The 23678-nt window shown below is 71.0% G+C and carries 22 protein-coding genes; 13 read left to right on the top strand and 9 right to left on the bottom strand.

Annotation, left to right across the window (positions count from 1 at the left end; genetic code table 11):
* Positions 1 to 2: 2 nt before the first annotated feature.
* The 4 genes from INTCA_RS13255 to INTCA_RS13240 form a co-directional block, all read right to left on the bottom strand.
* Entirely contained in the window at positions 3 to 1028 is a 1026-nt protein-coding gene (locus INTCA_RS13255; RefSeq protein ID WP_013493437.1) for an ABC transporter ATP-binding protein, read from the bottom strand.
* Between the two features lie 5 nt (positions 1029 to 1033).
* On the bottom strand, positions 1034 to 2077 hold the full coding sequence (locus INTCA_RS13250) for an ABC transporter permease (RefSeq protein ID WP_013493436.1): 1044 nt from the start codon (positions 2075 to 2077) through the stop codon (positions 1034 to 1036).
* 6 nt (positions 2078 to 2083) lie between these two features.
* A complete protein-coding gene (locus INTCA_RS13245; protein WP_013493435.1) occupies positions 2084 to 3094 on the bottom strand; it encodes an ABC transporter permease in 1011 nt (336 codons plus the stop codon).
* Between the two features lie 104 nt (positions 3095 to 3198).
* Positions 3199 to 4881, bottom strand: a complete 1683-nt coding sequence (locus tag INTCA_RS13240; protein WP_013493434.1) for an ABC transporter substrate-binding protein — start codon at positions 4879 to 4881, stop codon at positions 3199 to 3201.
* Positions 4882 to 5142: 261 nt separating this feature from the next.
* On the opposite strand from INTCA_RS13240, the gene INTCA_RS13235 reads away from it, so the two are divergent.
* The 5 genes from INTCA_RS13235 (at position 5143) to INTCA_RS13215 (ending at position 12033) form a co-directional block, all read left to right on the top strand.
* On the top strand, positions 5143 to 5604 hold the full coding sequence (locus INTCA_RS13235; protein ID WP_013493433.1) for a (deoxy)nucleoside triphosphate pyrophosphohydrolase: 462 nt from the start codon (positions 5143 to 5145) through the stop codon (positions 5602 to 5604).
* Between the two features lie 13 nt (positions 5605 to 5617).
* On the top strand, positions 5618 to 7516 hold the full coding sequence (typA, locus tag INTCA_RS13230; protein WP_013493432.1) for a translational GTPase TypA: 1899 nt from the start codon (positions 5618 to 5620) through the stop codon (positions 7514 to 7516).
* A gap of 7 nt (positions 7517 to 7523) precedes the next feature.
* Positions 7524 to 9323, top strand: a complete 1800-nt coding sequence (locus INTCA_RS13225; RefSeq protein ID WP_013493431.1) for an ABC transporter substrate-binding protein — start codon at positions 7524 to 7526, stop codon at positions 9321 to 9323.
* A 37-nt stretch (positions 9324 to 9360) separates the two neighbouring features.
* Positions 9361 to 10200, top strand: coding sequence for an N-acetyl-1-D-myo-inositol-2-amino-2-deoxy-alpha-D-glucopyranoside deacetylase (gene mshB / locus INTCA_RS13220; protein ID WP_013493430.1), 840 nt, complete (start codon positions 9361 to 9363; stop codon positions 10198 to 10200).
* 135 nt (positions 10201 to 10335) lie between these two features.
* A complete protein-coding gene (locus tag INTCA_RS13215) occupies positions 10336 to 12033 on the top strand; it encodes a VanW family protein (RefSeq protein WP_013493429.1) in 1698 nt (565 codons plus the stop codon).
* Positions 12034 to 12263: 230 nt separating this feature from the next.
* Here the strand turns inward: INTCA_RS13215 and INTCA_RS13210 are convergent, their stop codons facing one another.
* Entirely contained in the window at positions 12264 to 13226 is a 963-nt protein-coding gene (locus INTCA_RS13210; protein WP_148236591.1) for a GNAT family N-acetyltransferase, read from the bottom strand.
* 151 nt (positions 13227 to 13377) lie between these two features.
* Between INTCA_RS13210 and fdxA the strand changes: the two genes are divergently transcribed.
* The 3 genes from fdxA to INTCA_RS13195 all read left to right on the top strand — a co-directional run bounded on the left by fdxA (position 13378) and on the right by INTCA_RS13195 (position 16261).
* Positions 13378 to 13704 (top strand): ferredoxin, encoded by a 327-nt coding sequence (gene fdxA, locus INTCA_RS13205; protein WP_013493427.1) that lies wholly within the window; start codon positions 13378 to 13380, stop codon positions 13702 to 13704.
* Positions 13701 to 14828, top strand: coding sequence for a succinyldiaminopimelate transaminase (gene dapC / locus INTCA_RS13200; protein ID WP_013493426.1), 1128 nt, complete (start codon positions 13701 to 13703; stop codon positions 14826 to 14828). The genes fdxA and dapC overlap by 4 nt, the downstream gene beginning before the upstream one ends.
* 152 nt (positions 14829 to 14980) lie before the next feature.
* On the top strand, positions 14981 to 16261 hold the full coding sequence (locus tag INTCA_RS13195) for a citrate synthase (protein ID WP_013493425.1): 1281 nt from the start codon (positions 14981 to 14983) through the stop codon (positions 16259 to 16261).
* A 100-nt stretch (positions 16262 to 16361) separates the two neighbouring features.
* Here the strand turns inward: INTCA_RS13195 and INTCA_RS13190 are convergent, their stop codons facing one another.
* The 3 genes from INTCA_RS13190 to dapD are packed head-to-tail and all read right to left on the bottom strand — an operon-like array spanning position 16362 to position 18583.
* Entirely contained in the window at positions 16362 to 16724 is a 363-nt protein-coding gene (locus INTCA_RS13190) for a hypothetical protein (RefSeq protein WP_013493424.1), read from the bottom strand.
* A 26-nt stretch (positions 16725 to 16750) separates the two neighbouring features.
* Positions 16751 to 17629 (bottom strand): hypothetical protein, encoded by an 879-nt coding sequence (locus INTCA_RS13185; protein WP_013493423.1) that lies wholly within the window; start codon positions 17627 to 17629, stop codon positions 16751 to 16753.
* A 24-nt stretch (positions 17630 to 17653) separates the two neighbouring features.
* The gene (gene dapD / locus INTCA_RS13180; RefSeq protein WP_013493422.1) at positions 17654 to 18583 is read right to left on the bottom strand and encodes a 2,3,4,5-tetrahydropyridine-2,6-dicarboxylate N-succinyltransferase; all 930 of its coding nucleotides are present in this window, start codon (positions 18581 to 18583) and stop codon (positions 17654 to 17656) included.
* A gap of 89 nt (positions 18584 to 18672) precedes the next feature.
* On the opposite strand from dapD, the gene dapE reads away from it, so the two are divergent.
* From dapE to INTCA_RS13160, 4 genes are read left to right on the top strand one after another with little or no spacing between them, the layout of a single operon-like run.
* Positions 18673 to 19764: a succinyl-diaminopimelate desuccinylase gene (gene dapE / locus INTCA_RS13175; RefSeq protein WP_013493421.1), complete on the top strand. Its 1092-nt coding sequence runs from the start codon at positions 18673 to 18675 to the stop codon at positions 19762 to 19764.
* Between the two features lie 8 nt (positions 19765 to 19772).
* On the top strand, positions 19773 to 20651 hold the full coding sequence (locus INTCA_RS13170; RefSeq protein WP_013493420.1) for an LOG family protein: 879 nt from the start codon (positions 19773 to 19775) through the stop codon (positions 20649 to 20651).
* Positions 20648 to 21061 (top strand): DivIVA domain-containing protein, encoded by a 414-nt coding sequence (locus tag INTCA_RS13165; protein ID WP_013493419.1) that lies wholly within the window; start codon positions 20648 to 20650, stop codon positions 21059 to 21061. Before INTCA_RS13170 ends, INTCA_RS13165 begins: the two co-directional genes overlap by 4 nt.
* On the top strand, positions 21058 to 22290 hold the full coding sequence (locus INTCA_RS13160) for a hypothetical protein (protein WP_013493418.1): 1233 nt from the start codon (positions 21058 to 21060) through the stop codon (positions 22288 to 22290). The genes INTCA_RS13165 and INTCA_RS13160 overlap by 4 nt, the downstream gene beginning before the upstream one ends.
* Before the next feature lie 109 nt (positions 22291 to 22399).
* Here the strand turns inward: INTCA_RS13160 and INTCA_RS13155 are convergent, their stop codons facing one another.
* Complete coding sequence (locus INTCA_RS13155) at positions 22400 to 23290, bottom strand: enoyl-CoA hydratase/isomerase family protein (RefSeq protein ID WP_425311123.1); 891 nt, start codon at positions 23288 to 23290, stop codon at positions 22400 to 22402.
* A gap of 141 nt (positions 23291 to 23431) precedes the next feature.
* On the opposite strand from INTCA_RS13155, the gene INTCA_RS19190 reads away from it, so the two are divergent.
* On the top strand, positions 23432 to 23605 hold the full coding sequence (locus INTCA_RS19190; RefSeq protein ID WP_013493416.1) for a DUF3117 domain-containing protein: 174 nt from the start codon (positions 23432 to 23434) through the stop codon (positions 23603 to 23605).
* Positions 23606 to 23678: the final 73 nt, after the last annotated feature.

Raw genomic sequence — 23678 nt, 5'->3', positions numbered from 1 at the left:
GCTCATCGAGCCACCTCCACGGGGTTGAAGCAGCGCAGGGCACGGCCGAAGTCCATCTCGAGCGGGGGAGTCTGCTCACGGCACACCTCGAGCGCGTTCGGGCACCGGGGCGCGAAGGCGCAGCTGCTCGTCCACGGCAGGTTGTCGGCGACCGAGCCGGGGATCGGGTTGAGCCGCTCGCCCCGGCCGACGTCGAGCTTGGGGATCGACTGGAGCAGGCCGTTCGTGTAAGGGTGCCGCGGCTGCTCGAAGAGCGGGTGCCGGTCGGCGCGCTCGACGATCCGGCCGGCGTAGAGGACGTTGACCTCGTCGCAGAGACCGGCCACGACACCGAGGTCGTGGGTGATCATGATGAGCGCGGTGCCGGTCTCCTCGACGAGGTTCTTGAGCAGGCTGAGGATCTGGGCCTGGATCGTCACGTCGAGAGCGGTCGTCGGCTCGTCGGCGATGAGCAGGCGCGGCTCGCAGGCGAGCGCGATGGCGATGAGGGCGCGCTGCCGCATCCCGCCCGACATCTGGTGCGGGTAGTCCTTGAGCCGGCGGTCCGGGTCGGGGATGCCGACCTTGTCGAGCATCTCGCGGGCGACGGCCATCGCCGCCTTGCGGGACATCCCCTTGTGCCGCTCGAGGACCTCGGCGACCTGCAGGCCCACCGGGACGACCGGGTTGAGCGAGCTGAGCGGGTCCTGGAAGATCATCGCGAGCTCCTGGCCGCGCCGGTCGCGCATCTCCGAGTCGGAGAGCTTGAGCAGGTCGGTGCCGTTGAGGAGCACCTCGCCCTCGACGCGGTTGCCGCGCTTGGGGAGCAGCCCCATGATCGCGAGCGAGGTCACCGACTTGCCACAGCCGGACTCGCCGACCAGACCCACGGTCTGCCCGGGCCGGACGTCGAAGTCGATGCCGTCGACGGCGGCGAAGGACTCCTCGCCCTGCCGGGTGAACGTGACCCGCAGGTCGCGCACCTGCAGCAGCGGCTCGTCACCGTGCCGTGCCGTGCTGGCGGTCGACGTGTAGGAGGTCTGAGACACCCCGGTCACCTCCTGCTCTTGGGGTCGAGGGCCTCGCGCAGCGACTCGCCCATCAGGGTGAAGCCGAGCGCGACGACGATGATGCACAGGGCCGGATAGATCGCCAGGTGCGGGTAGTCGCTGACGAGGTTCTGCGCCTGGCCGAGCATCTGCCCCCACTCCGGCTGCCGGTCGTCGGGGTTGCCGAGGCCGAGGAAGGACAGCCCCGCCGCCTCGATGATGGCCGTGGCGAGGACGAGCGTCGCCTGGACGATGACCGGGCCGAGCGAGTTGGGCAGCATGTGGCGGAAGACGATGGCATGCGGCTTGACGCCGAGCGCCCGCGCCGCGAGCACGTGGTCGCTGGCGCGCTGGGCCAGCATCGAGCCGCGCAGCAACCGGGCGAAGATCGGGATCTGCACCACCGCGATGGCGACGATCACCGTGGTCTGGCTCGGGCTCGCCGCGATCGCCGCGATCGACACGGCCAGGATCAGGCCGGGGATCGAGAGCATGACGTCGACGATGCGCATGACGAGGGCGTCGACCCAGCCGCCGAGGGCGCCGGCCAGGGTGCCGAGCGTGAGACCGCCGAGCAGGCCGCCGAGGGTGGCGAGAACGCCGACGATGAGGGTCTGCCGGCCGCCGACGAGGAGACGGGAGAGCAGGTCCCGGCCCACCGTGTCACCCCCGAGGGGGAAGCCGGGTTGGGCTCCAGGCACCGGGTTGGTCTGCTGGCGCACCTGGTTGAGCAGCGGCTGGGCGGCAGGGTCGTGCGGGGCGACCCAGGGGCCGACGATGGCCAGCACGACGAAGATGAAGGTGATCGCGGCGCCCGTGAGGAAGACCGGGTTGCGTCGCAGCCGCCGCCACGCGCTGGCGATGAGGGACTGGCCCTCGCCGCCGGCCACGCGGCCCGCGTCGGCGACCGTGAGGACGGCTCCGCCCTGCGCTCCGCTGTCGACGCCGGGCCGGCCGGCACTGCCGGCGCTGCCCGTGGTCTGCGCCAGGGCGTCGATGCGGTCCTTCTTGCGGTCGCCGAAGCGGCGGGGGTCAGGGGATGGGGTCATCGCTGGTCACCTCGTCCTGATGCGGGGGTCGATGATGGCATAGGTGATGTCCACGAGCAGGTTGACCACGACGTAGACGGCGGCTGCGGCCATGATGAGCACCTGCAGGACCGGGTAGTCCTTGAGCTCGATCGCGATCGCGAGCGCCTGACCGATGCCGGTGAAGCTGAAGACCCGCTCGGTGAGGACCGCACCGGCGAGCAGGGCGCCGGTCTGCAGGCCGATCGTCGTCACGACGGGCAGCAGCGCGTTGCGCAGGATGTGCCGGCCGCGGATGATCCGCGAGGTGAGGCCCTTGGCGTTGGCCGTCCGCACGTAGTCCTCCTCGACGACGTCGAGGACGGACGCGCGGGTGATCCGGAAGATCACGGCGAAGGGGATCGAGGCCAGCGCGAACGCGGGGAGGAGGAGGTGCCGGAAGGCGTCCCACGCGGCGTCCCACTCCTGGGTGAGGATGCCGTCGAGGACGAAGAAGCCGGTCACGCGGGTCGCGTCGAGCGCAGGGTCCTGGCGCCCCGAGACGGGCAGCCACTGCAGCTCCACGGCGAACCAGTGCTTGAGCATGAAGGCGAGGAAGAAGACGGGGACCGCGACGCCGATGAGCGAGCCCATCACCGACAGGTTGTCGACCCAGCTGTCCCGGCGGCGAGCGGCGAAGTAGCCCAGCGGGATCCCGATCAGGACCGCGAGGAGGATCGCCAGCGTGGCCAGCTCGATGGTGGCCGGGAAGCGGGACAGGAAGACCTCGAAGGCGTCCCGACCGGGCAGTACCCCGTTGGACGGGCCGAACTGGCCGGTCGCGATCCGCTTGATGTAGCTCCAGTACTGCACCCAGAGCGGCTGGTCGAGGCCGAGGGCCTGCTCGAGCTGGACGCGGCGCTCCGGGGTGGCGCGCTCGCCGAGCATCGCCGAGACGGTGCCCCCGGGGAGGGCCTTGAACCACATGAACAGGAGCAGGGAGAGAACCACGACCACGCCGATCATCTGGATCAGGCGGCGCACGATGAATCTCAGCATGGCCAGGTGCCATCCTTTCTCACGACCGGGGGCCGTCCCACCTGGATGGGACGGCCCCCGGCTGTTGTGACAGTGTCCGGGCCTGAGGCGGCCTCAGGCAAGGATCACTTGCCTCCGACGGACGCGGTGTTGAACTCCTCCGCGGTCATCGGCGAGGCGACGATGCCCTCGACGTCCGGGCCGACCACGAGCGCGGGCGGCGAGTGCGTCAGGGCGAGACCCGGGAGGTACTCCTCCATGATCTGCTGGTTCAGCTTCTCGTACGCGGCCGTGCGCTGGGCCTCGTCCGGGATGCTGTCGGCGGCCACGAGGTCGTCGTTCAGCTGCTGACCCCACGGCTGGGAGTACGTGTGGAAGTCGTTCGTCTTGCCCTTGAAGAACGTGCCGATGAAGTTGTCGGCGGCGTTGTAGTCACCGGTCCAGCCGATGATCCACGCGTCGAACGAGCCCGCGTCGATGCCGTCGAGGTAGCCACCGTTCCACGGCTTGGCGGTGAACTTGACCTTGACGCCGGCGGCCTCGAGGTCGGTGCGAATCGCCTCCGCGATCTTCTGCGGGTTCGGCATGTACGGACGCGAGACCTCGGTCGGGTAGGCGAAGTTGAGCGTCATGCCCTCGGCGCCGGCCTCCTTGAGGAGGGACTTGGCCTTCTCGACGTCGTACGCGTACGGCTGCAGGCTCTTGTTGTAGCCGGCGACGGTGTCCGGCATGAACTGGGTCGCGACCGTGGCACCCTCGGGCAGCTGCGTCTGGACGAGCTGCTCACGGTTGAGGGCGTGGTACAGAGCCTGGCGGACCTTGAGGTCCTTCAGCTTCGGGTTCTTCTCCGGGTTGAGGCCCATGTAGAGGATGTTGAACGCCGGGCGCACGAGCACCTGGTTGCCCTCGTCCTCGAGACCCTTCCAGTCGACCGGGTTGGGCAGGTCGTAGCCCTGGATGCTGCCGGCCTTGAGCTCCTGGCGGCGGGTCGACTCGTCCGGGACGATCTTGAAGACGAGCTTGTCGACCTTCGCCTTGTCACCCCAGAAGTCGGCGTTGCGCGCGAGCGTCACGGTGCCGTTGGCCTGGTCGTACTTCTCGAACTTGAACGGGCCGGTGCCGACCGGGGCCTGCGAGTAGGCGGGGTAGATGAAGCCCTCGCCCTGGGCCTTGACGTCGTTGGCCTTGCCCTCGGTCAGCGCCTTCGGGCTCTGCATCGAGAAGGAAGGCAGGGCGAGCATCGCCGGCCACGCCGAGCTGACGCGGTTGAGCGAGATGACGGCCGTCGCCTCGTCCTTGGCCTCGCAGCCCTTGTAGAGGGACTCGGCTGCCTTGTCCTTGAAGGCGCCCATCGTGTAGGACCAGTAGTCGGCCGGGCCCTTCTGGGCGTCGGCGTTCTGGTCGAACATCCGCTCGAAGTTCTTGCAGACTGCGTCGGCGTTGAAGGGCTCACCGTCGGAGAACTTCACGCCCGTCCGCAGCTTGAACTCCCACGTCGTGCCGTCGGTCGAGGTGGGCATGTCGGTCGCGAGCGCCGGCTCCAGGTCCGCCGTGCCGGGCTTGAGCGTGAGGAGGCCGTCGAAGATCTGCCGCGTCACGCGGAAGGTCTCGCCGTCGGTGGCATAGAAGGGGTCGAACAACTTCGGGGCTCCAGCGGCACCAAAGGTGAGGGTGCCACCGCTGGCCGCGGCGCCGCCGTTGGTGGCGCCCGGGGTGGGGGTGTCACGCTCGGACTGCGCGCAGGCGCCAAGGGTCAGCGCGACCGTCGCGAGCATCGCGACCGGTGCAGCCTTCCGGAAGAACTTCATGAGTTACCTCGCTCTAGTGCGAAGGTCGCCCTGGAATGGGCCGACCAAGAGGAGACCTTTCACGGCGCCAGCGATCGACTCCGCGAAGGGTTGGGGAGAAACTTAGTGCTGTTTGAGGGGTGAAATCCCAGATGGCGGACAATGTTTATCCGTCCGATACGCAACCCCGGGCGGGCGGAAGCCGGGCAGCGGGAGCGAGCCCAGCGGCATACGGGATGATCTTCGCGAAGCCCACCGCGCCCTCGACGGACAGGGGAGACCATGACGACCGACCCCCGCGCCGGGCTGCGCCTCGTCGTCGGCGCCGCCATCGTGGACGACCTCGAGCACCCGACCCGGCTGCTCGCCGCCCGCCGGACCGAGCCGCCCGCCCTCGCCGGCGGCTGGGAGCTGCCTGGTGGGAAGGTCGACGCGGGGGAGTCGCCCCTGTCCGCCGTGCACCGGGAGGTCCTCGAGGAGCTCGGGGTCACCATCCGCCTCGGACCGCACCTGCCCGGACCGCTGCCGGGAGCCACGTGGCCGCTCGGCGACCGCTACGAGATGCTCGTCTGGCTGGCCGAGGTCGTCGACGGCGTCCCCGCGCCGATCGAGGACCACGACGAGGTCCGCTGGCTCGGCGCCGCGGCGCTGCACGACGTGCCCTGGCTCCCCGCGGACCTGCCGATCGTCGACGCCCTGGCGGCCCGCCTCGGCGGAGCGTTCGGAGGCTCCCCAAAACCCTGAGAGACTGTCCCTCATGCCCATGAAGACCCGCGCGGACATTCGCAACGTCGCCATCGTCGCTCACGTCGACCACGGCAAGACCACCCTCGTCGACAAGATGCTCTGGCAGTCCGGTGCCTTCGGCGAGCACCAGCACGTCGACGAGCGGGCGATGGACTCCGGCGACCTGGAGCGCGAGAAGGGCATCACGATCCTCGCCAAGAACACCGCGGTCCACTACCGCGGCGCCGCGGCCCAGGAGCGGGGGATCACCGACGGGGTGACGATCAACATCATCGACACCCCCGGGCACGCCGACTTCGGCGGGGAGGTCGAGCGCGGCCTGTCGATGGTCGACGGCGTCGTCCTGCTCGTCGACGCGTCCGAGGGGCCGCTGCCCCAGACCCGCTTCGTGCTCCGCAAGGCGCTCGCCGCCAAGATGCCCGTCATCCTCTGCATCAACAAGGTCGACCGGCCCGACTCGCGGATCGCCGAGGTCGTCGACGAGGCCTACGAGCTCTTCCTCGACCTCGACGCCACCGCGGAGCAGATCGAGTTCCCCATCGTCTACGCCTCAGCCAAGGTCGGTCGCGCCTCGCTCAACCGCCCCGAGGACGGGGGCCTGCCCGACGGGGAGAACCTCGAGGCGCTCTTCGCCACGATCCTCGAGACGATCCCCGCGCCGACCTACGACGACACGGCCCCCCTGCAGGCGCACGTCACCAACCTCGACGCGTCCAACTTCCTCGGCCGGCTCGCCCTGCTCCGGGTCCACAACGGCACCATCCGCAAGGGCCAGCAGGTCATGTGGTGCCGCCACGACGGCTCCCAGCAGCGCGTCAAGATCACCGAGCTGCTCATGACCGAGGCGCTCGAGCGCAAGCCCGCCGAGAGCGCCGGTCCCGGCGACATCATCGCCGTCGCGGGCATCCCCGAGATCACCATCGGCGAGACCCTCGCCGACGCCGACAACCCCGTGCCGCTGCCGCTCATCACCGTCGACGAGCCGGCCATCTCCATGACGATCGGCACCAACACCAGCCCCATGGTCGGCCGGGTCCGCGGCTCCAAGGTCACCGCGCGCATGGTCAAGGACCGCCTCGACCGCGAGCTCGTCGGCAACGTCTCCCTGCGGATCCTGCCGACCGAGCGGCCCGACACGTGGGAGGTCCAGGGCCGCGGCGAGCTCGCCCTCGCGATCCTCGTCGAGCAGATGCGCCGCGAGGGCTACGAGCTGACCGTCGGCAAGCCGCAGGTCGTCACCCGCGAGGTCGACGGCAAGATCCACGAGCCCGTCGAGCGGCTGACGATCGACACCCCGGAGGAGTTCCTCGGCCCCATCACGCAGATCCTCGCCGCGCGCCGGGGCCGGATGGAGCAGATGACCAACCACGGCACGGGCTGGATCCGGATGGAGTTCCTCGTGCCGTCGCGCGGGCTGATCGGCTTCCGGACCGAGTTCCTCACCGAGACGCGCGGCACCGGCATCGCGCACCACGTCTTCGAGGACTACGAGCCGTGGTTCGGCCCGATCGTGACCCGGATCAGCGGATCTCTCGTCTCCGACCGCAACGGCGTCGTCACGGCCTACGCGATGGTCAACCTCCAGGAGCGCGGCACCCTCTTCTGCGACCCCACCACCGAGGTCTACGAGGGCATGATCGTCGGCGAGAACTCCCGCGCCGACGACATGGACGTCAACATCACCAAGGAGAAGAAGCTCACCAACGTGCGGGCCTCCTCCTCGGACAACTTCGAGAAGATCGTCCCGCCGCGCAAGCTCAGCCTCGAGCAGAGCCTCGAGTTCTGCCGCGAGGACGAGTGCGTCGAGGTCACGCCCGAGGCCGTGCGCATCCGCAAGGTCGTCCTCGGTGCGACCGAGCGCGCCCGCACCGCCGCCCGCGTCCGGGCGGCGGCCAAGGCGGAGGGCTGACCCTGCCGTGTCCCTCCTGCCACGCCCGCGGAGCCTGGCCCGGGTCGGCGCTGCCCTGACGGCGGTGGCCGCCCTCGCGGCCACCGCGGCGTGCAGCCCCGAGGACCTGATGGCCACGCGGCGGGGGGAGCCCACGGCCCACGCCACGGGCCAGGTCGCGCCCGCCCAGCGGGGTGGCACCCTCAACGTCCTCGTTGCCGGCAACATCGCGACCTGGGACCCGCAGGTGATGTACGTCGGGCCCGAGGCCTTCTTCGCCCAGCGCACCTTCGTGCGGACCCTGACGACGTACGGGACAGGGGATCGCGAGCGCGAGCTCGTCGGTGACCTCGCCACCGACACCGGCCGGGAGTCCAACGGCGGCAGGACGTGGAGCTTCACCCTCCGCGAGGGAGTCACCTGGCAGGACGGGAGCCCGGTGACGTGCGCCGACCTCCGCCACGGCGTGGCCCGCACCTTCGACCGCTCGACCCACGTCGGCGGCACGAACTACGCGAGCTTCCTGCTCGACGTGCCGACCAAGGTGACGCCCGAGGGCCTCGAGAAGCCCGCCTACTCCGGCCCCTCCGACACGAAGAACGAGAAGGCCTTCCTCAAGGCCGTGGTGTGCACGGGCCGGACCATCACCTTCCACCTGCGCACCGCCGAGCGCGACTTCCCCCACCTCGTCGCGCTGCCCGAGTTCGCCCCGCGCCGGGCCGAGTCGAAGGGCACCGAGCCGAAGGGCACCCAGTCAAACGAGCTGCAGGCCTCGCTCGACGTCGTCTCGACCGGGCCCTACCGGCTCGACGGCGACTGGGTGCCCGGCAAGGGCGGCACCTTCGTCCGCAACGAGCACTGGGACCCGGCCACCGACCCCATCCGCAAGGCCTACCCCGACAAGATCGTCGTGATGACCGGCCTCACCGAGGAGGCGGTCATCGAGCGGCTGCTCAACCAGCGCGAGGGAGACGCCCAGGCCGTCTCCTGGGTCAAGGCCTCGCCCACGCTGCGCAACCAGGCCGGCACCGCCCTCCAGGCCCGGCTGACCTTCCCCTACACCGGCAGCGTCGACTACCTCGCCCTCAACATGCGCAGCGCGGTGATGTCCAAGGCCGTCGTCCGCGAGGCCTTCGCGCTCTCCACCAACCGCGCCACCTACGTCACCGCGACCGGCGGCGAGGGCGCCGGGTCGCCGACGTGGTCGGTCCTCGGGCCGGCCATCAGCCAGGCCGGTCTCAAGCCACCCAAGGGCGCCCGCGTCGAGGGTGACCCCGAGGCCGCCCGCCGGCTCCTCGTCGACGCCGGCATCACCCTGCCGGTCAGGATCCGGGTCGTCCACGCGCGGTCGCTGCTCATCGACAAGGCCTACGCGGCGCTCGAGGCCGGCTGGGAGCGCGCCGGCTTCGAGGTCGAGCGGACCTCGGTCAAGCCCGAGGACTACTACAAGACGATCGAGAAGCCGTCCTCCGTCAAGGACTACGACGTCTTCCGCGGGTCGTGGATGCCGGACATCCCGTCGGCGAGCGGCGTCCTCCCCGCGCTCTTCGACGCCCGGATCAACATCGACTCGTCCGGGCCCGGGCAGGACGTCGGCTACTTCGACGACAAGGCCGTCGCCGCGCTGATGGACCGCGCCCAGGCGACCGGCGACCCGAAGCAGCGGGCCGCGACGTGGGCCCGGGCCGACGCCCTGATCCGCGAGCGCGGGGGCTACGTCGCGCTCGCCGCGACCAAGGTGCTGCACGTCCACGGCGCGGGAGTCCTCCACTACGACGACCACGCGGTCGGGGGCATCGTCGACCTCGCCACGGTCTCCGTGCGCTGACCCCCGCCCGAACGAGCCCGACCCCACGGAGGAGCAGATGGCCCAGCGACTCGTCCTCGTCCACGCCCACCCCGACGACGAGACCCTGACCTGCGGGACGACGATCGCCCATCACGTGGCCCGGGGCGACGAGGTCCACGTCGTCACGTGCACGCTCGGCGAGGAGGGTGAGGTCATCCCCCCGGACCTCGAGGAGCTCGAGGGACACCCCGACGACCTGCTCGCCGCCCACCGCCGCGGGGAGCTCGCCGCGGCCCTCGACGCGCTCGGCGCCACCGGCCACCTGCTCGGGCACGACGGGCTCGGGAGCCGCCGCTACCGCGACTCCGGCATGGTCGGCTCGGCCGCCGCCGCACGGCCGGACGCCTTCGTCAACGCCGACCTGGCCGAGGCAGGCGCCGCGCTCGCGGCCCTGCTCCGCGAGGTGCGCCCCGACGTCGTCATCACCTACGACCCGCAGGGCGGCTACAGCCACCCCGACCACATCCAGGCCCACCGCCTCACCCGGGCCGCGCTCGACCAGCTCGCCGACACCGAGCTGCCCACGCACACCTACGAGATCCTCACCCCACGGACCTGGGCCGACGAGGACCGCGCCTGGACCCGGGGAGCGAGCCCAGCGGCATACGGCCTCGTCGTGCCCGGCGCGGACGACCCCCACCCGCCCTCGGTCGTCGACGACGAGCGGGTCACCCACGTCGTCGAGGACCCCGCCACGCGCGCCGCCAAGCTCGCCGCGCTGCGGGCCCACGAGACCCAGGTCATCGTCGCCACCGACGACCTCCACGCCCTGTCCAACCGCATCGCGCGGCGCACGACCGACCGGGAGGGCTTCGGGCGGGTGGACCCGCGGACCTGGGAGCCCTGGCCCGACTGACGGATTCTCGGCAAAGCGGTTGATCATGCAACCATATGGCTGCCTGGGAAACAGGCCGCGCACCCAGGGAAGGCACCGGTCCGCCGGACCGCTGGGCTATCGTGCGCTGACGACCCCGCCCCGCACGGAGACCCCATGGCCCTGAACGACCGCCGCGCCACCATCCTTCGGCTGCTCATCGCCGCCGTCGTGCTCATCGGTGGCTACCTCGGCCTCGCCGCGTGGTCGGCCCAGCACCTGCCGGCCACCGTCTCCGTCGGCGGCATCCCGATCGGCGGCCTCACCGAGGACGAGGCCGAGGCCGCCGTCGAGACGAAGTCGGCACCGCTCCTCGCCACGCCCATCGCGCTCAGCGTCCCCGGCATCGACGACCCCGTCGACATCGTGCCGGCCGACGTCGGCTTCTCCGTCGACGCGGCGCGGACCCTCGAGGGGCTCACCGGCTTCACCCTCAACCCGATCACCGTTTGGAACCGTCTCGTCGGCTCTGTCCAGGCCCCGCTGCTCACCCACGTCGACGACGACGTCCTCACCGAGCGCCTCACCAAGCTCGCCCCGTCCGTCGAGACCAAGCCGACCGAGGGGGCGGTCACCTTCCCCGACGGCAAGGTCGACGTCACCGCCCCCGTCCCGGGCCGCACCCTCGACATCGCCGGCACCAAGCTCGCGCTGCGCAAGGCCTTCCCCCACTCGACGACCGCGACCGCCACGGTCAGCCCGGTCGAGCCCGAGGTGACCGGCCAGGCCGTCGCCGCCGCGGCCAAGGACTTCGGCGAGAAGGCCATGTCCGGGCCCATCACCGTCGTCGCCGGCAAGAGCAAGGGCACGATCGATCCGGCGGACTACGCGCCCGCCGTGACGATGGTGCCGGACGGCGCGGGCGCCCTCGTGCCGAAGTTCGACAAGGCGAAGCTGACCGCCGTCGTCGCCGACAAGGTCCAGGTCGAGACGAAGGCCGCCAAGGACGCCCGGTGGACCTTCGAGGGCGGCCGGCCCAAGATCGTCCCCTCCGTCGACGGGACCGCCGTCGACGAGTCGACCATCGCCGACGGCGTCATCGCCGCGATGACCTCCGCCGACCGCCGCGTCGAGCTCAAGGTCGTCACGACGAAGCCGAAGTTCACGACCTACCACGCGAGGAAGGCCGGGGTGAAGGAGCTCGTCGTCGACTTCCAGTCACCGTTCCCGCCCGAGGACACGACCCGCACCCAGAACCTCATCGTCGCCAGCCGGGCCATCAACGGGACCTACCTCGCCCCGGGGGAGACCTTCAGCCTCAACGGCATCCTCGGCGAGCGCACCACGGCCAAGGGCTACCAGGACGGCACCGTCATCATCAACGGCCGCCTCACCCGCGGCACCGGTGGTGGCATCTCGCAGGTGTCGACCGTCATCTACAACATGGCCTACTTCGCCGGCGCGCAGACCCTCGAGTTCACGCCGCACGCGTTCTTCATCCCGCGCTACCCCGAGGGGCGGGAGGCCACCGTCTTCTGGCCGAGCGTCGACAACAAGTGGAAGAACGACACGCCCTACGGGATGCTCCTCCAGACCTGGGTCGAGGGCGGCTACGTCCACGGGCGCGTGTGGTCGACCAAGGTGTGGGACATCAAGTCCATCAAGAGCGAGCGGCGCAACGTCAAGCAGCCCGAGACGATCAAGGACGACTCGCCGACCTGCTACCCGCAGCAGCCGCAGCCGGGCTTCGACGTGACGGTGACGCGGCAGTGGTACCGACCGGGCTCCTCGACGCTGGTCAAGAGCGAGAAGGTCAACACCCACTACATCCCCGAGCACGAGATCATCTGCACCGACCCCAACGCCAAGCCCTGAGCCCCACCCCCGGCCGTATGCCGCTGGGCTCGCTCCCGCTCGCGGGCGCGGTCCCAGCCCTGCCGAAGCTCTCGTCGAGCGTGCACTTCGTGCCGTCGGAACCGGGGACGGATGACGCACCTTCCCGTGGCGCTCGTGCGTGGCGGCCCGCCTCGAGTGGCCCTGGGTGCGTCATCAGTCCCCCGTCGAGCGGCAGTTCGTGCCGGCACGAACTGCACACTCGACGGTGGTCAGGGGAGGGGCTGGACGAGGTAGGTGTACTCGTGGTGGACGGTGAAGCCGAGCCCCTCGTAGAAGGTGATCGCCGGGTCGTTGTCGCCCGACACCTGCAGGTAGACGGCCGGCATGGCGTCCTGCCGGGCGATCCGACCGACCTGCGACATCGCCGTCCGGGCCAGCCCGCGGCGGCGGTGCTCGGGGTGGACCCACAGGCCGAAGACGCCCAGCCAGCCGGTGTGCAGCGCGAGCCGGACGACCGCGACGACGCGTGCGCTCGCCGGGTCCCGGACGGAGAGGAACAGCTGCCGCGCGCTGCCGGTCAGGACGGCCTCGGTGACCCCCGGAACCGGCGTGCGGCCCTCGCTGTAGGCGGCCAGCCACTCGTCGGTCAGCGTCTCCCCGACCTCGACGGTCGGGGCCCCGGGTGCCGGCGCAGGCGGGGCCGGGAGGCCGGAGGCGGGCCCGGTCATGACGAGCACCCGGTCCCAGTCGTGCCGCCCGCCGCCGGCCGTGTAGCCCCGCTCGAGGAGCAGCGCGGACGTCGGGTCCTCGGCGACCACGAACCCCGACGGGCCGTTGACCTGGAACATCGTGCGCTGGCCGCGGTCGGCATACCACCGCTCACAGTGCTCGATCGCCGCGTCGAGCGGCAGCGGCGGCTCGCCGAGGACGAGGACCGAGTTCGCCCGACCCGTGTAGCCGGGCGCGGACCGCAGCAGCCACGACCCGAACGGCTCCTCGTCGACGGCGACCCAGCCCTCGGCCCCGAGCCGCGCCAGGTCGTCGAGCGAGACCCGCAGGTGCGCCGGGCCCGGGCGGGTCGGGCGCGGCGGGATCGGTTTGGCGGCGACGACCTCGCGTCGCGGCACCTCCACCCGGCCCGACCTCGTGTCGATGAACAGCGTGTCGTCGGTGCGCTCGGCGAGCCGGCCGACGACGTCCGTGACCTGGCGATCGGCCAGCCGCCGGCGCACGACGACCCGGCTTCCGGCGGTCAGTCGTGCGGACGGGTCTGTTAGTTGCGTCCTATCGGAGGGGTGGTCCCTAGACGCGTCAGCCATGTCCGGCATACTAGGCGCGAGCACGAACCGCTCTCTCATCGCTCCTGTAGGAGGTCCGGATTTCATGACCTACGTCATCGCCCAGCCTTGTGTCGACGTCAAGGACAAGGCGTGCATCGAGGAGTGTCCGGTCGACTGCATCTACGAAGGCATCCGGACGCTCTACATCCACCCCGACGAGTGCGTCGACTGCGGGGCCTGCGAGCCCGTCTGCCCCGTCGAGGCCATCTACTACGAGGACGACGTCCCCGAGCAGTGGGCTGACTACTACAACGCCAACGTCGAGTTCTTCGACGACCTCGGCAGCCCCGGCGGCGCGGCCAAGATGGGCCAGATCCAGAAGGACCACCCGCTCATCCTGGCGCTGCCCCCGCAGGCCGCGGCCGAGTGATCGACCGCACCCTTCCGGACTTCCCCTGGGACTCGCTCGCGCCCTACAAGGCGCGGGCGAGTGCGCATTCCGGCGGTCTCGTCGACCTGTCCGTCGGCACCCCCGTCGACCCGACGCCCGAGTTCGTGCGGCGAGCCCTGGCCGAGGCGGCCGACGCCCCCGGCTACCCGCTGACCATCGGCACCCCCGAGGTGCGCGAGGCGATCTGTGACTGGTTCGCCCGCCGGCGCGGCGTCCCCGGGCTGACACCGGACCAGGTGCTGCCGACCGTCGGCAGCAAGGAGCTCGTCGCCTGGCTGCCGACCTTCCTCGGTCTCGGCCCCGGCGACCTCGTCGGCATCCCCGCGGTCGCCTACCCGACCTACGACGTCGGGGCCCGCCTCGCCGGCGCCACGGCCGTCGTCGCCCAGTCCCTGACCAGCCTCGGGCCGCTGACCCGCGCCACGACGCCGAAGCTGCTCTGGCTCAACAGCCCCGGAAACCCCAACGGCCAGGTCCTCGGAGTCGAGCACCTCGCCAAGGTCGTCGCCTGGGCCCGCGCGCACGGCGTCGTCGTCGCGAGCGACGAGTGCTACGCCGAGCTCGACTGGCGGCCCGGACAGCTCGGCCGGGCCACGCCGAGCATCCTGCACCCCGACGTCTGCGGGGGCGACCACACCGGGCTGCTCGCCGTCTACTCCCTCTCCAAACAGTCCAACCTCGCCGGCTACCGCGCCGCCTTCGTCGCTGGCGACCCCGACCTCATCGCGCAGGTCCGCGAGGTCCGCAAGCACGCGGGGCTGATGATGCCCGCGCCGATCCAGCACGCCATGGCCGTCGCCCTCCGCGACGACGAGCACGTCGCCGAGCAGCGTGACACCTACGGCCTGCGCCGCGAGATCCTCCTCGAGGCCGTCCAGGCCGCCGGGCTGCGCATCGACCACTCCGAGGCCGGGCTCTACCTCTGGGCCACCCGCGAAGAAGACTGCTGGACAACGGTTTCCGCCCTTGCCGACCGCGGGATCCTCGTCGCGCCCGGCTCGTTCTACGGGCCGGCCGGCGCCCGGCACGTCCGGATCGCCCTCACCGCGACGGACGAGCGGATCAGGGAGGCCGCCACCCGGCTCCAGCGCGAGGCCGGCTGACCCGGGAAGCGAGCCCAGCGGCATACGGAATCCTCCAAAACCACCCCGTCAGCCAGCCGGCGGACCGCTTTTTCTGCTGACCACCCCACTGGGGTAACGTCCGTTGCGGACATCCCGGCCCGCCGGTCGGTTCTCGAGGAGGCGAATCAGCAGTGACGAAGGCAGTGGACGCGACGCTCAAGGTCGGCGACAAGGAGCTCACTTTTCCGGGAGTCGAGGCGGTCGAGGGCAGCAACGGGCTGGGGGTCAACTCACTCCTCAAGGACACCGGCCTGGTCACCTACGACGTCGGTTTCGTCAACACCGCCTCCTGCAAGAGCGCCGTGACGTACATCGACGGCGACCAGGGCATCCTGCGCTACCGCGGATACCCCATCGAGGAGCTCGCCCAGAAGTCCAGCTTCGTCGAGGTCTGCTACCTGCTCATCTACGGTGATCTGCCCACGAGCGACGAGCTTGCCCGGTTCGAGGAGCTGATCAGCCGCCACACGATGCTCCACGAGGACCTGCGGGCCTTCTTCAACGGCTTCCCGCGCGACGCCCACCCCATGCCGGTGCTCTCGTCCGCGGTCTCCGCCCTCGGCACGTTCTACCAGGACAGCCTCGACCCCTTCGACCAGGAGCAGGTCGAGATCAGCACGGTCCGCCTCCTCGCGAAGCTGCCGACGATCGCGGCGTATGCGTACAAGAAGTCGGTCGGGCAGGCCTTCATCTACCCGGACAACTCGCTCAACTTCGTCGAGAACTTCCTGCGGATGACCTTCGGCGTCCCCGCCGAGCCCTACGTCATCGACCCGACCGTCGCCAAGGCGCTCGACCTGCTCTTCATCCTCCACGCCGACCACGAGCAGAACTGCTCCACCTCGACCGTCCGCCTCGTCGGCTCGGCCCACGCCAACCTCTTCAACTCCGTCTCCGCCGGCATCCACGCCCTGTCCGGCCCGCTCCACGGTGGCGCCAACCAGGCCGTCCTCGAGATGCTCGGCGACCTCCAGGCGTCTGGTGAGGACCCCAAGGCGTTCATGGACCGGGTCAAGAACAAGGAGGACGGCATTCGGCTCATGGGCTTCGGCCACCGGGTCTACAAGAACTACGACCCGCGCGCCGCGATCATCAAGCAGGCCGCCGACGAGATCCTCGAGAAGATGGGCAAGAACGACCCGCTCCTCGACATCGCCAAGCAGCTCGAGGAGATCGCGCTCGCCGACGAGTACTTCGTGGAGCGCCGGCTCTACCCGAACGTCGACTTCTACACCGGCCTGATCTACAAGGCCATGGGCTTCCCGCCCAAGATGTTCACCGTCCTGTTCGCCATCGGCCGCCTGCCGGGCTGGATCGCCCAATGGCGCGAGATGATGACCGACCAGGAGACGAAGATCGGCCGCCCGCGCCAGGTCTACGTCGGCGAGACCGAGCGGCACTACCCGGGCTGACCGCCTTTGGCGTTGTGGTGGGGGCCCGATCGAAAGAGCAGTTCGTCCCGCGCCTCGGCCCACCACCGATCGGACCCCGGCCCGAAAAGCGGCGCCGCTCTCAGTCGTCCGTGATCCCGGCCCGGGCGTCCAGCAGCTGCAGCAGCTCGTAGGCCGCCCGCTCGACCGACTTGTGCCGCCATTCAGCGGCGCGGTACACGCACGCGATCAGCCCCGAGCGGTGCACCCTGCGGAAGTCGCCGCAGAGGAACGCATGTCGCGCCTTCGTCTCGTCGTTGGCCCCCTCGGTCAGGCCGAGGTGCCACGCCGCGTACTCGTCCCACGAGTGCTTCTCGAGGTAGGCGTTCTGGGCGGCCGCGTCGGGCTGCGACTCGCCCCAGTCGGAGTCGAGGACGTACCGGCGCTTCGAGATGAGGTCCCGGACGTGCTCGACCGCAGCCGGGTTGACGGAGTAGGAGGCCATCCGCCCACTCTGCCTGCCCCCGCCCCTCAGCGCAGCGTGATGCTCACCGTGGGGGACGCGGCGCCCTCGGACCAGCCCTCGTCGCCGGCGTCCCGGTCCCACTGCCGCTCGCCGATGGCCACGCCGGTCACCCCGAGCTGGGCGGCCCGCGCCACCGACCAGTGGGCGACCGCCCACGCGGTCCGCTGGTCCGGCGCCGTGACCGTGAGGCTCTGGCCGGACGGTTCCGCCTGCTTGACTCCCATCTCGACCGCGAGGGCCTTGGCCACGGTGGCCGGCGAGGCCCCGGTGGTGGCTTCCTCGAGGCGGCAGGACAGGCCTGCGGGAGAGTGGCCGGTCAGGGCGGAGGCGAGGACGCGGCCCTGGCCCTCGTGGTCGCGGTAGGCCTCCGGGTAGCCGCTGCGCTGCACCTTCTGGGCGATCTCGGTGATGTCGGCGTGCTCGTAGTCCTCGACCTTGAGCAGGGCGTCGTAGAACTTGTTCGTCGAGTACACCGGGTCGAGGATCTGCTTCCGGGTGCCCCAGCCCTGGCTCGGCCGCTGCTGGAACAGCCCCACGGAGTCACGGTCGCCGTAGGTGATGTTGAGGATCTTCGACTCCTGGTAGGCCGTCGTCAGGGCGATCGTCGCGGCGCGCGGTGGCAGGTCCCGCTTGATCGACAGCGCGGCGATGAGGGCGGCGTTGCCGGTCTGCTCGGGGTCGAGGCTCTCGGCCATCCCGGCCGCGGTGATGGTGCACTGGGGCGTGCGGACACTGTCGTAGAGGAACCGGGAGGCGGCCCAGCCCCCTCCGGCGACGATCGCCAGCACGACGAGCAGCGCGGCGCGCCCCCGGCGCCGGCGGCGGGGTGGGTCGGGGCTGACGCCGGACTCGTCGGTGACGAGTCCGAGAGGATCAGGGGCCATGGGTCCTGTCCGGGGGTCGGCGGGTCAGTCGTTCGCGTGCAGGGCCGCGTTGAGGGTGATCCCCGTTCCCTTCCGGGCCCGGGCCTCGACGGTGCCGGTCTCGCTGTTGCGGATGAAGAGGATGTTGCTGGCGCCCGAGAGCTCTCGGGCCTTGACGACGCTGCCGTCCGGCATCGTCACCTTGGTGCCCGCGGTGACGTAGAGCCCGGCCTCGACGACGCAGTCGTCCCCGAGGGCGATCCCGATGCCGCCGTTGGCGCCGACCAGACAACGCTCACCGATGCTGACGCGTTCCGTGCCGCCACCGGAGAGGGTGCCCATGATCGATGCGCCGGCCCCGATGTCGGAGCCGTCGCCCACGACGACGCCCTGGACGATTCGCCCCTCGACCATCGACGCGCCGAGGGTGCCGGCGTTGAAGTTGCAGAACCCCTCGTGCATCACGGTCGTGCCCGGGGAGAGGTGGGCGCCGAGCCGGACCCGGTCGGCGTCGGCGATCCGGACGCCAGTCGGCACGACGTAGTCGGTCATCCGGGGGAACTTGTCGACACCGAACACCTGGACCGGGCCGAGCGCGCGCAGGCGCAGCCGGGTCTGCTCGAAGTCGTCGACGGCGCAGGGGCCGAGGTTGGTCCAGACGACGTTGGGCAGGGCCCCGAAGATCCCGTCGAGGTTGATCGTGTTGGGCCGGACGAGGCAGTGGGAGAGCAGGTGGAGGCGCAGGTAGGCGTCGGACGCGCCGGCGGGTGCGGCGTCGAGGTCGATCTCCACGAGGACCACCTCGGTCCGGACGCGCCGCAGCTCGTCGGTCCGGGCGAGGGCGTCGAGGCCCTCGGGGGCGGTGGCGTCGTCGGGTCGGGTCCCGAGGGCCGGTGCCGGGAACCACGTGTCGAGGACCTGGCCCCCGTCGGTGGTCGTGGCCAGTCCGTATCCCCATGCGCTGCGTTCAGACATGGGCTCAAGGGTATGGGGGCCCGTCCCGAGCGTGAAACGTGGCCCGAGGCGCGGGCGGGCCGTCCGGCCGAAACGACTAGCCTTCCCGTATGCCGCCGAGCTCAGTTCCCGGGACCAGCCTCCTTCTCGACGTGTCGAGTGACGTCACCACGCTCACCGCCGCCGTCTGTGACATCCAGTCGGTCAGCTGGGAGGAGGCGCCGCTCGCCGATGCCGTCGAGGCGGCGCTGCGGGCGCTCGGGCACCTCGAGGTCATCCGGGACGGCAACTCGGTCATCGCCCGGACCGACCTGGGACGCGCCGAGCGGGTCGTCCTCGCCGGCCACCTCGACACGGTCCCGCTCGCGGCGGAGCCGAACCTGCCGACCCGCCGCGAGGCGGGCGTCCTCTGGGGCCGCGGCACGGTCGACATGAAGGGCGGCGTCGCGGTCATGCTCAAGATCGCGGCGGGAGTGCCCGAGCCGTCGCGGGACCTCACCTTCGTCTTCTACGACTGCGAGGAGATCGAGGGCAAGTTCAACGGGCTCGGCCGGGTCGCCGCGAACCGCCCCGACCTGCTCGCCGCCGACTTCGCCGTCCTGCTCGAGCCGACCGACGGCGCCATCGAGGGCGGCTGCAAGGGGACGCTCCGGGTCGACGTCACCACGAAGGGTGTGGCCGCCCACTCCGCCCGCCCGTGGAAGGGCCACAACGCGATCCACGACGCCGCCCAGGTGCTGGGCCGTCTCGGCGCCTACGAGGCCGAGCGGATCGAGGTCGACGGCCTCCTGTTCAACGAGGCGCTCCAGGCCGTCGGGATCAGCGGGGGCATCGCCGGCAACGTCATCCCGGACCGGTGCACCGTGACGGTGAACTACCGGTTCGCCCCCGACAAGGGCGTCGCGGCGGCCTACGCCCACGTCCAGCAGGTCTTCGAGGGGTTCGAGTGCGAGCTGGGCGACGCGGTCGACGGCGCACGCCCGGGCCTGCACCTGCCGGCCGCGCGGGACTTCGTCGAGGCCCTCGGCCTGCCGGTCAACCCCAAGGAGGGGTGGACCGACGTGGCCCGCTTCTCGGCGCTCGGCATCCCGGCCGTGAACTTCGGTCCCGGCGACCCGAACCTCGCCCACATGGACGACGAGCGGTGCCCCGTCGAGCAGTACGAGGAGGCCGAACGGGCGCTGCTGCGCTGGCTCGCCTGAGGCTTAGGGTGGTGCCCGTGAGCGCTCACGACACCGACGAGCAACCCGGCCACACGACCGACGTCGCCCGCGACCCCGAGGTCAGGCCCGACGAGAAGCCTGCGTCGCGCGCGCCGGACGCCGAGCGCCGTTCCGGCCCGCTGATGATGCGCCGCGGGAAGGTGCCGCCCACGACGACCGACCAGCGCCTGCTCGACCGCGGCCAGCCCACCGACTGGCTGCACGCCGACCCGTGGCGCGTCATGCGGATCCAGTCGGAGTTCGTCGAGGGGTTCGGCGCCCTCGCCGAGCTCGGGCCGGCGGTCAGCGTCTTCGGGTCGGCGCGGACCCGCGCCGCGGACCCGGCCTACGCGATGGGTGTCGAGGTCGGGCGGCTCCTCGCGGAGGCCGGCTATGCGGTGATCACCGGCGGCGGCCCCGGGGCCATGGAGGCCGCCAACAAGGGCGCGCTCCTCGGTGGGGGGACGTCGGTCGGCCTCGGCATCGAGCTACCCTTCGAGACCGGCCTCAACGAGTACGTCGACCTCGGCGTCAACTTCCGCTACTTCTTCGCCCGCAAGACGATGTTCCTCAAGTACTCACACGGCTTCATCGTCCTGCCCGGCGGCTTCGGGACCCTCGACGAGCTCTTCGAGGCCGTCACCCTCGCCCAGACGCGCAAGGTCACCCAGTTCCCCGTCGTCCTCATGGGGACCGGCTACTGGCAGGGCCTGATGGGCTGGCTGCGTGACACGGCGCTCGCGGGCGGGATGATCGGCGAGGACGACCTCGACCGGCTCCAGCTCACCGACGATCCGGGCGAGGCCGTCGCGGCCGTCCAGGCGCACGAGATGTCGGACGCCGCGGCCGAAGCGGCTGGCGCGACCGGAGTGGAGCGGCCCGAGTGAAGTGGTTCATCCTCCTCGTCGGCATCGTCGTCCTGTGCTTCTTCGTGGCGCTCATCCTCGGCTGGGCCGGCGGCCTCGGCGGCGGCCTGGGCGGCGGCCTCGGCCGGCCGACGTCCTCGCTCAGCCATGAGCCGCTCCCCGACGGCGCGCTGCACGACGAGGACCTCGACGAGCTGCGGTTCGACGTCACCTTCCGCGGCTACCGGATGAGCCAGGTCGACGGGGTCCTCGAGCGGCTCCGGCGTGAGCTGCGCGAGAAGGACGAGCACATCGCGTTCCTCGGTGGGGTCGCCGGAGCGGCGACCACGGACGAGGCCGCGGACGAGGCCCCAGACCAAGCCGCAGACCAAGCCGCAGACCAAGCCGCGGACGAGGCCGGGGACGTCAACGCCGAGTTTCCCCGGGCATGAGGAGCGCGGCCCGACTGCGTCCCCGCCGGGCGTTCGTGCTGGCCGTGCTCGGGCTGTACGCGGCCTGCCGACTCGTCACGACGACGATCCTGCTCGTCGTCATGCAGCGCCAGGTTCCCAGCGGCATGACCGGTGGGGAGGCCGCCCCCGTCACGTACTTTCCGTTCACGGCGCTCTGGGACGGGCAGTGGTACCAGATCATCGCGACGGAGGGCTATCCCGACCACGTGCCGCGCGGTGACGACGGTGGGGTTCAGCAGAACCCCTGGGCGTTCTACCCGTTGTTCCCGTTCGCCGCGCGCGCCCTCATGGCCGTGACCGGGCTCGGCTTCCCGGCCGCGGGCTCCACGATCGCGCTGCTCTGCGGCTTCGGGGCCGCGGTGCTGATGGCCTTCCTCCTGCGTGACCGCATCGGCGAACGGGCGACCCTGGTCGTCGTCGTGCTGTGGGCGTCGTTCCCCGCGTCCGTGGTGCTGCAGCTCGCCTACACCGAGGCGCTCGCGATGCTCCTCCTCCTCGGCTACCTCTATGCCCTCGCCCGCGAACGCTGGCTCGTCGCTGCCGCAGTGGCGGTGCTCGTCGGCCTCGCGCGCCCGATCGCGGTGCCGCTCGGCGTGGTCACGCTCGTCGCGCTCTGGCTGCGCTGGCGGGCTCGCGGCCTCCGGCCGATCACGACGAGGGAGTATGCCGCTGGGCTCGCTTCCCTGGTCGGGTGCGGTGTCGCGGGGCTCCTGTGGCCCGCGATCGCCTGGTGGGGCACCGGCGACCGCAGTGCGTACACCGACACGATGGGGGCCTGGCGCGGCTCGGGCGTCGTCGAGCCGTTCGTCCCCTGGCTCGGGATGTCGAAGTACGCGTTCGGGGACACGTGGGGACCCGTCTGGCTCGTCGTGGTGCCCACCGTGGTCATCGCCATGGTGGCTGGGCCCTGGGCCCGAGCGCTCGGCGCCGAGCTGCGCACCTGGACGGTCGCGTACCCTGCCTACCTGGCTGCCGTCCTGGACCCCTTCACGAGCATCTTCCGTTACCTCATCCCGCTCTTCCCGCTGCTCGTCGTCGCGGTCGGGGCCGGGTGGACCGACCCGGCCCGGGAGCGCCGGGCCAGCAGCTGGCCGCTGCTGCTCGTCCGAGCCGTGCCGCTCCTCGTCCTCTTCGTCGTCGGGCAGTACTACTGGACCGACATCCTCTGGCGCTACGTCCCGTCCCCGACCGGGGACTACCCGCCCTGACGCCCCCCACCTCGAGTGTGCACTTCCTGCCCCGCTCGACAGGGAAGCGCGGGAGGGCTGGGAGGGCAGCTGGGCCCGGGGGAGCTCAGCGGCATACGGCCGGGGTTGGTCACCGACCCTGAAAGGTCGGCTTCTCCTTGGCAAGGAAGGCATCGACGGCCGCCAGGTGGTCGGCGCTCTGCCCGGTCAGCCCCATCAGCTCACCCTCGTGGGCCAGCGCTGACTCGAGGTCGGTCCCCGCACTCGTCGCCACGGCCCGGCGGATCGAGCCGTAGGCCAGCGTTGGGCCGGCAGCGAGCCTGGTCGCCACCTCTCTCACCGCCCCGTCGAAGTCCTCAGCGCTGACGACCCTGGACACCAGGCCGAGCGACAGCGCCTCGTCCGCCGGGATGGTGCGGGGGAATATGAGGAGGTCCTTGGCTCGGGCCGGCCCGACGAGCCGGGGGAGCGACCAGGACGCCCCCGAGTCGCACGAGAGCGCGATCCCGGCGAAGGCCGTGTTGACCCCGGCGGTGTCGACGATGATCCGCACGTCACAGGCGAGGGCGAAGCTGAGGCCGGCCCCGGCGGCGACGCCGTTGATCGCTGCGACCACCGGCTTGTTCATCGTGGCGAGCAACATGACGATCGGGTTGTAGTGCTCGACCACCGTCGTCGACAAGGTGGTGTCACCGGAGCGCAGGTCGGCGACGTGCTCCTTGAGGTCCTGGCCGACACAGAAAGCGCGCCCGTTCCCGGTCAGGACGACACAGCGGACCTCCGGGTCGTCGGCGGCCCTGCGGAGCGTGTCGAGCAGGGCAACCTTGAGGGCCCGGTCGAGAGCGTTCATCGCGTCCGGGCGGTTGAGCCGGACCCAGGCGACCCCGTCGCTCACCGTGACCTCCAAGGGCGACATCGGGGCCGAGTCAGACGTGCGGGTGGCGTCCGTGGCGGCACTCGGGTCAGTCGAGGGTGAGGCGGCGCTTGCGGCAACGGCCATTTCGGGCTTCGGGTCAGTCATGGCGCCCACTCTCTCCCAAACCTTCCGTGTGGGAAAGCGCTGGATCCGTGACGTGAACGTCCTCACATCCCGGATTAGGTCACGTTGAGCGGACACGGAATAATGGCTACAGAACACCCGATTTCCTGTGGAAGGGGCACCATGGCAGCAATGAAGCCGAGGACCGGCGACGGACCGCTTGAGGTCGTCAAGGAGGGTCGCGGCATCGTGCTGCGCATGCCCCTTGAGGGCGGCGGCCGCCTCGTCGTCGAGATGACCCCGGATGAGGCTGCCGCCCTGCGGGACGCCATCCAGGGGTGTGACGGGGTCAACTGACCACGCTCGCCCGCACACGGCTCCCGAGGATCACGTCGGGGGCCGTCGTCGTTCGCGCGGCCGCTCCGCAAGA

The organism is Intrasporangium calvum DSM 43043 (genome assembly GCF_000184685.1).
Classification (GTDB): Bacteria; Actinomycetota; Actinomycetes; order Actinomycetales; family Dermatophilaceae; genus Intrasporangium; species Intrasporangium calvum.
The sequence above is the reverse complement of the archived record's forward strand: the minus strand, read 5'-3'. Positions and strand labels throughout refer to the sequence as shown.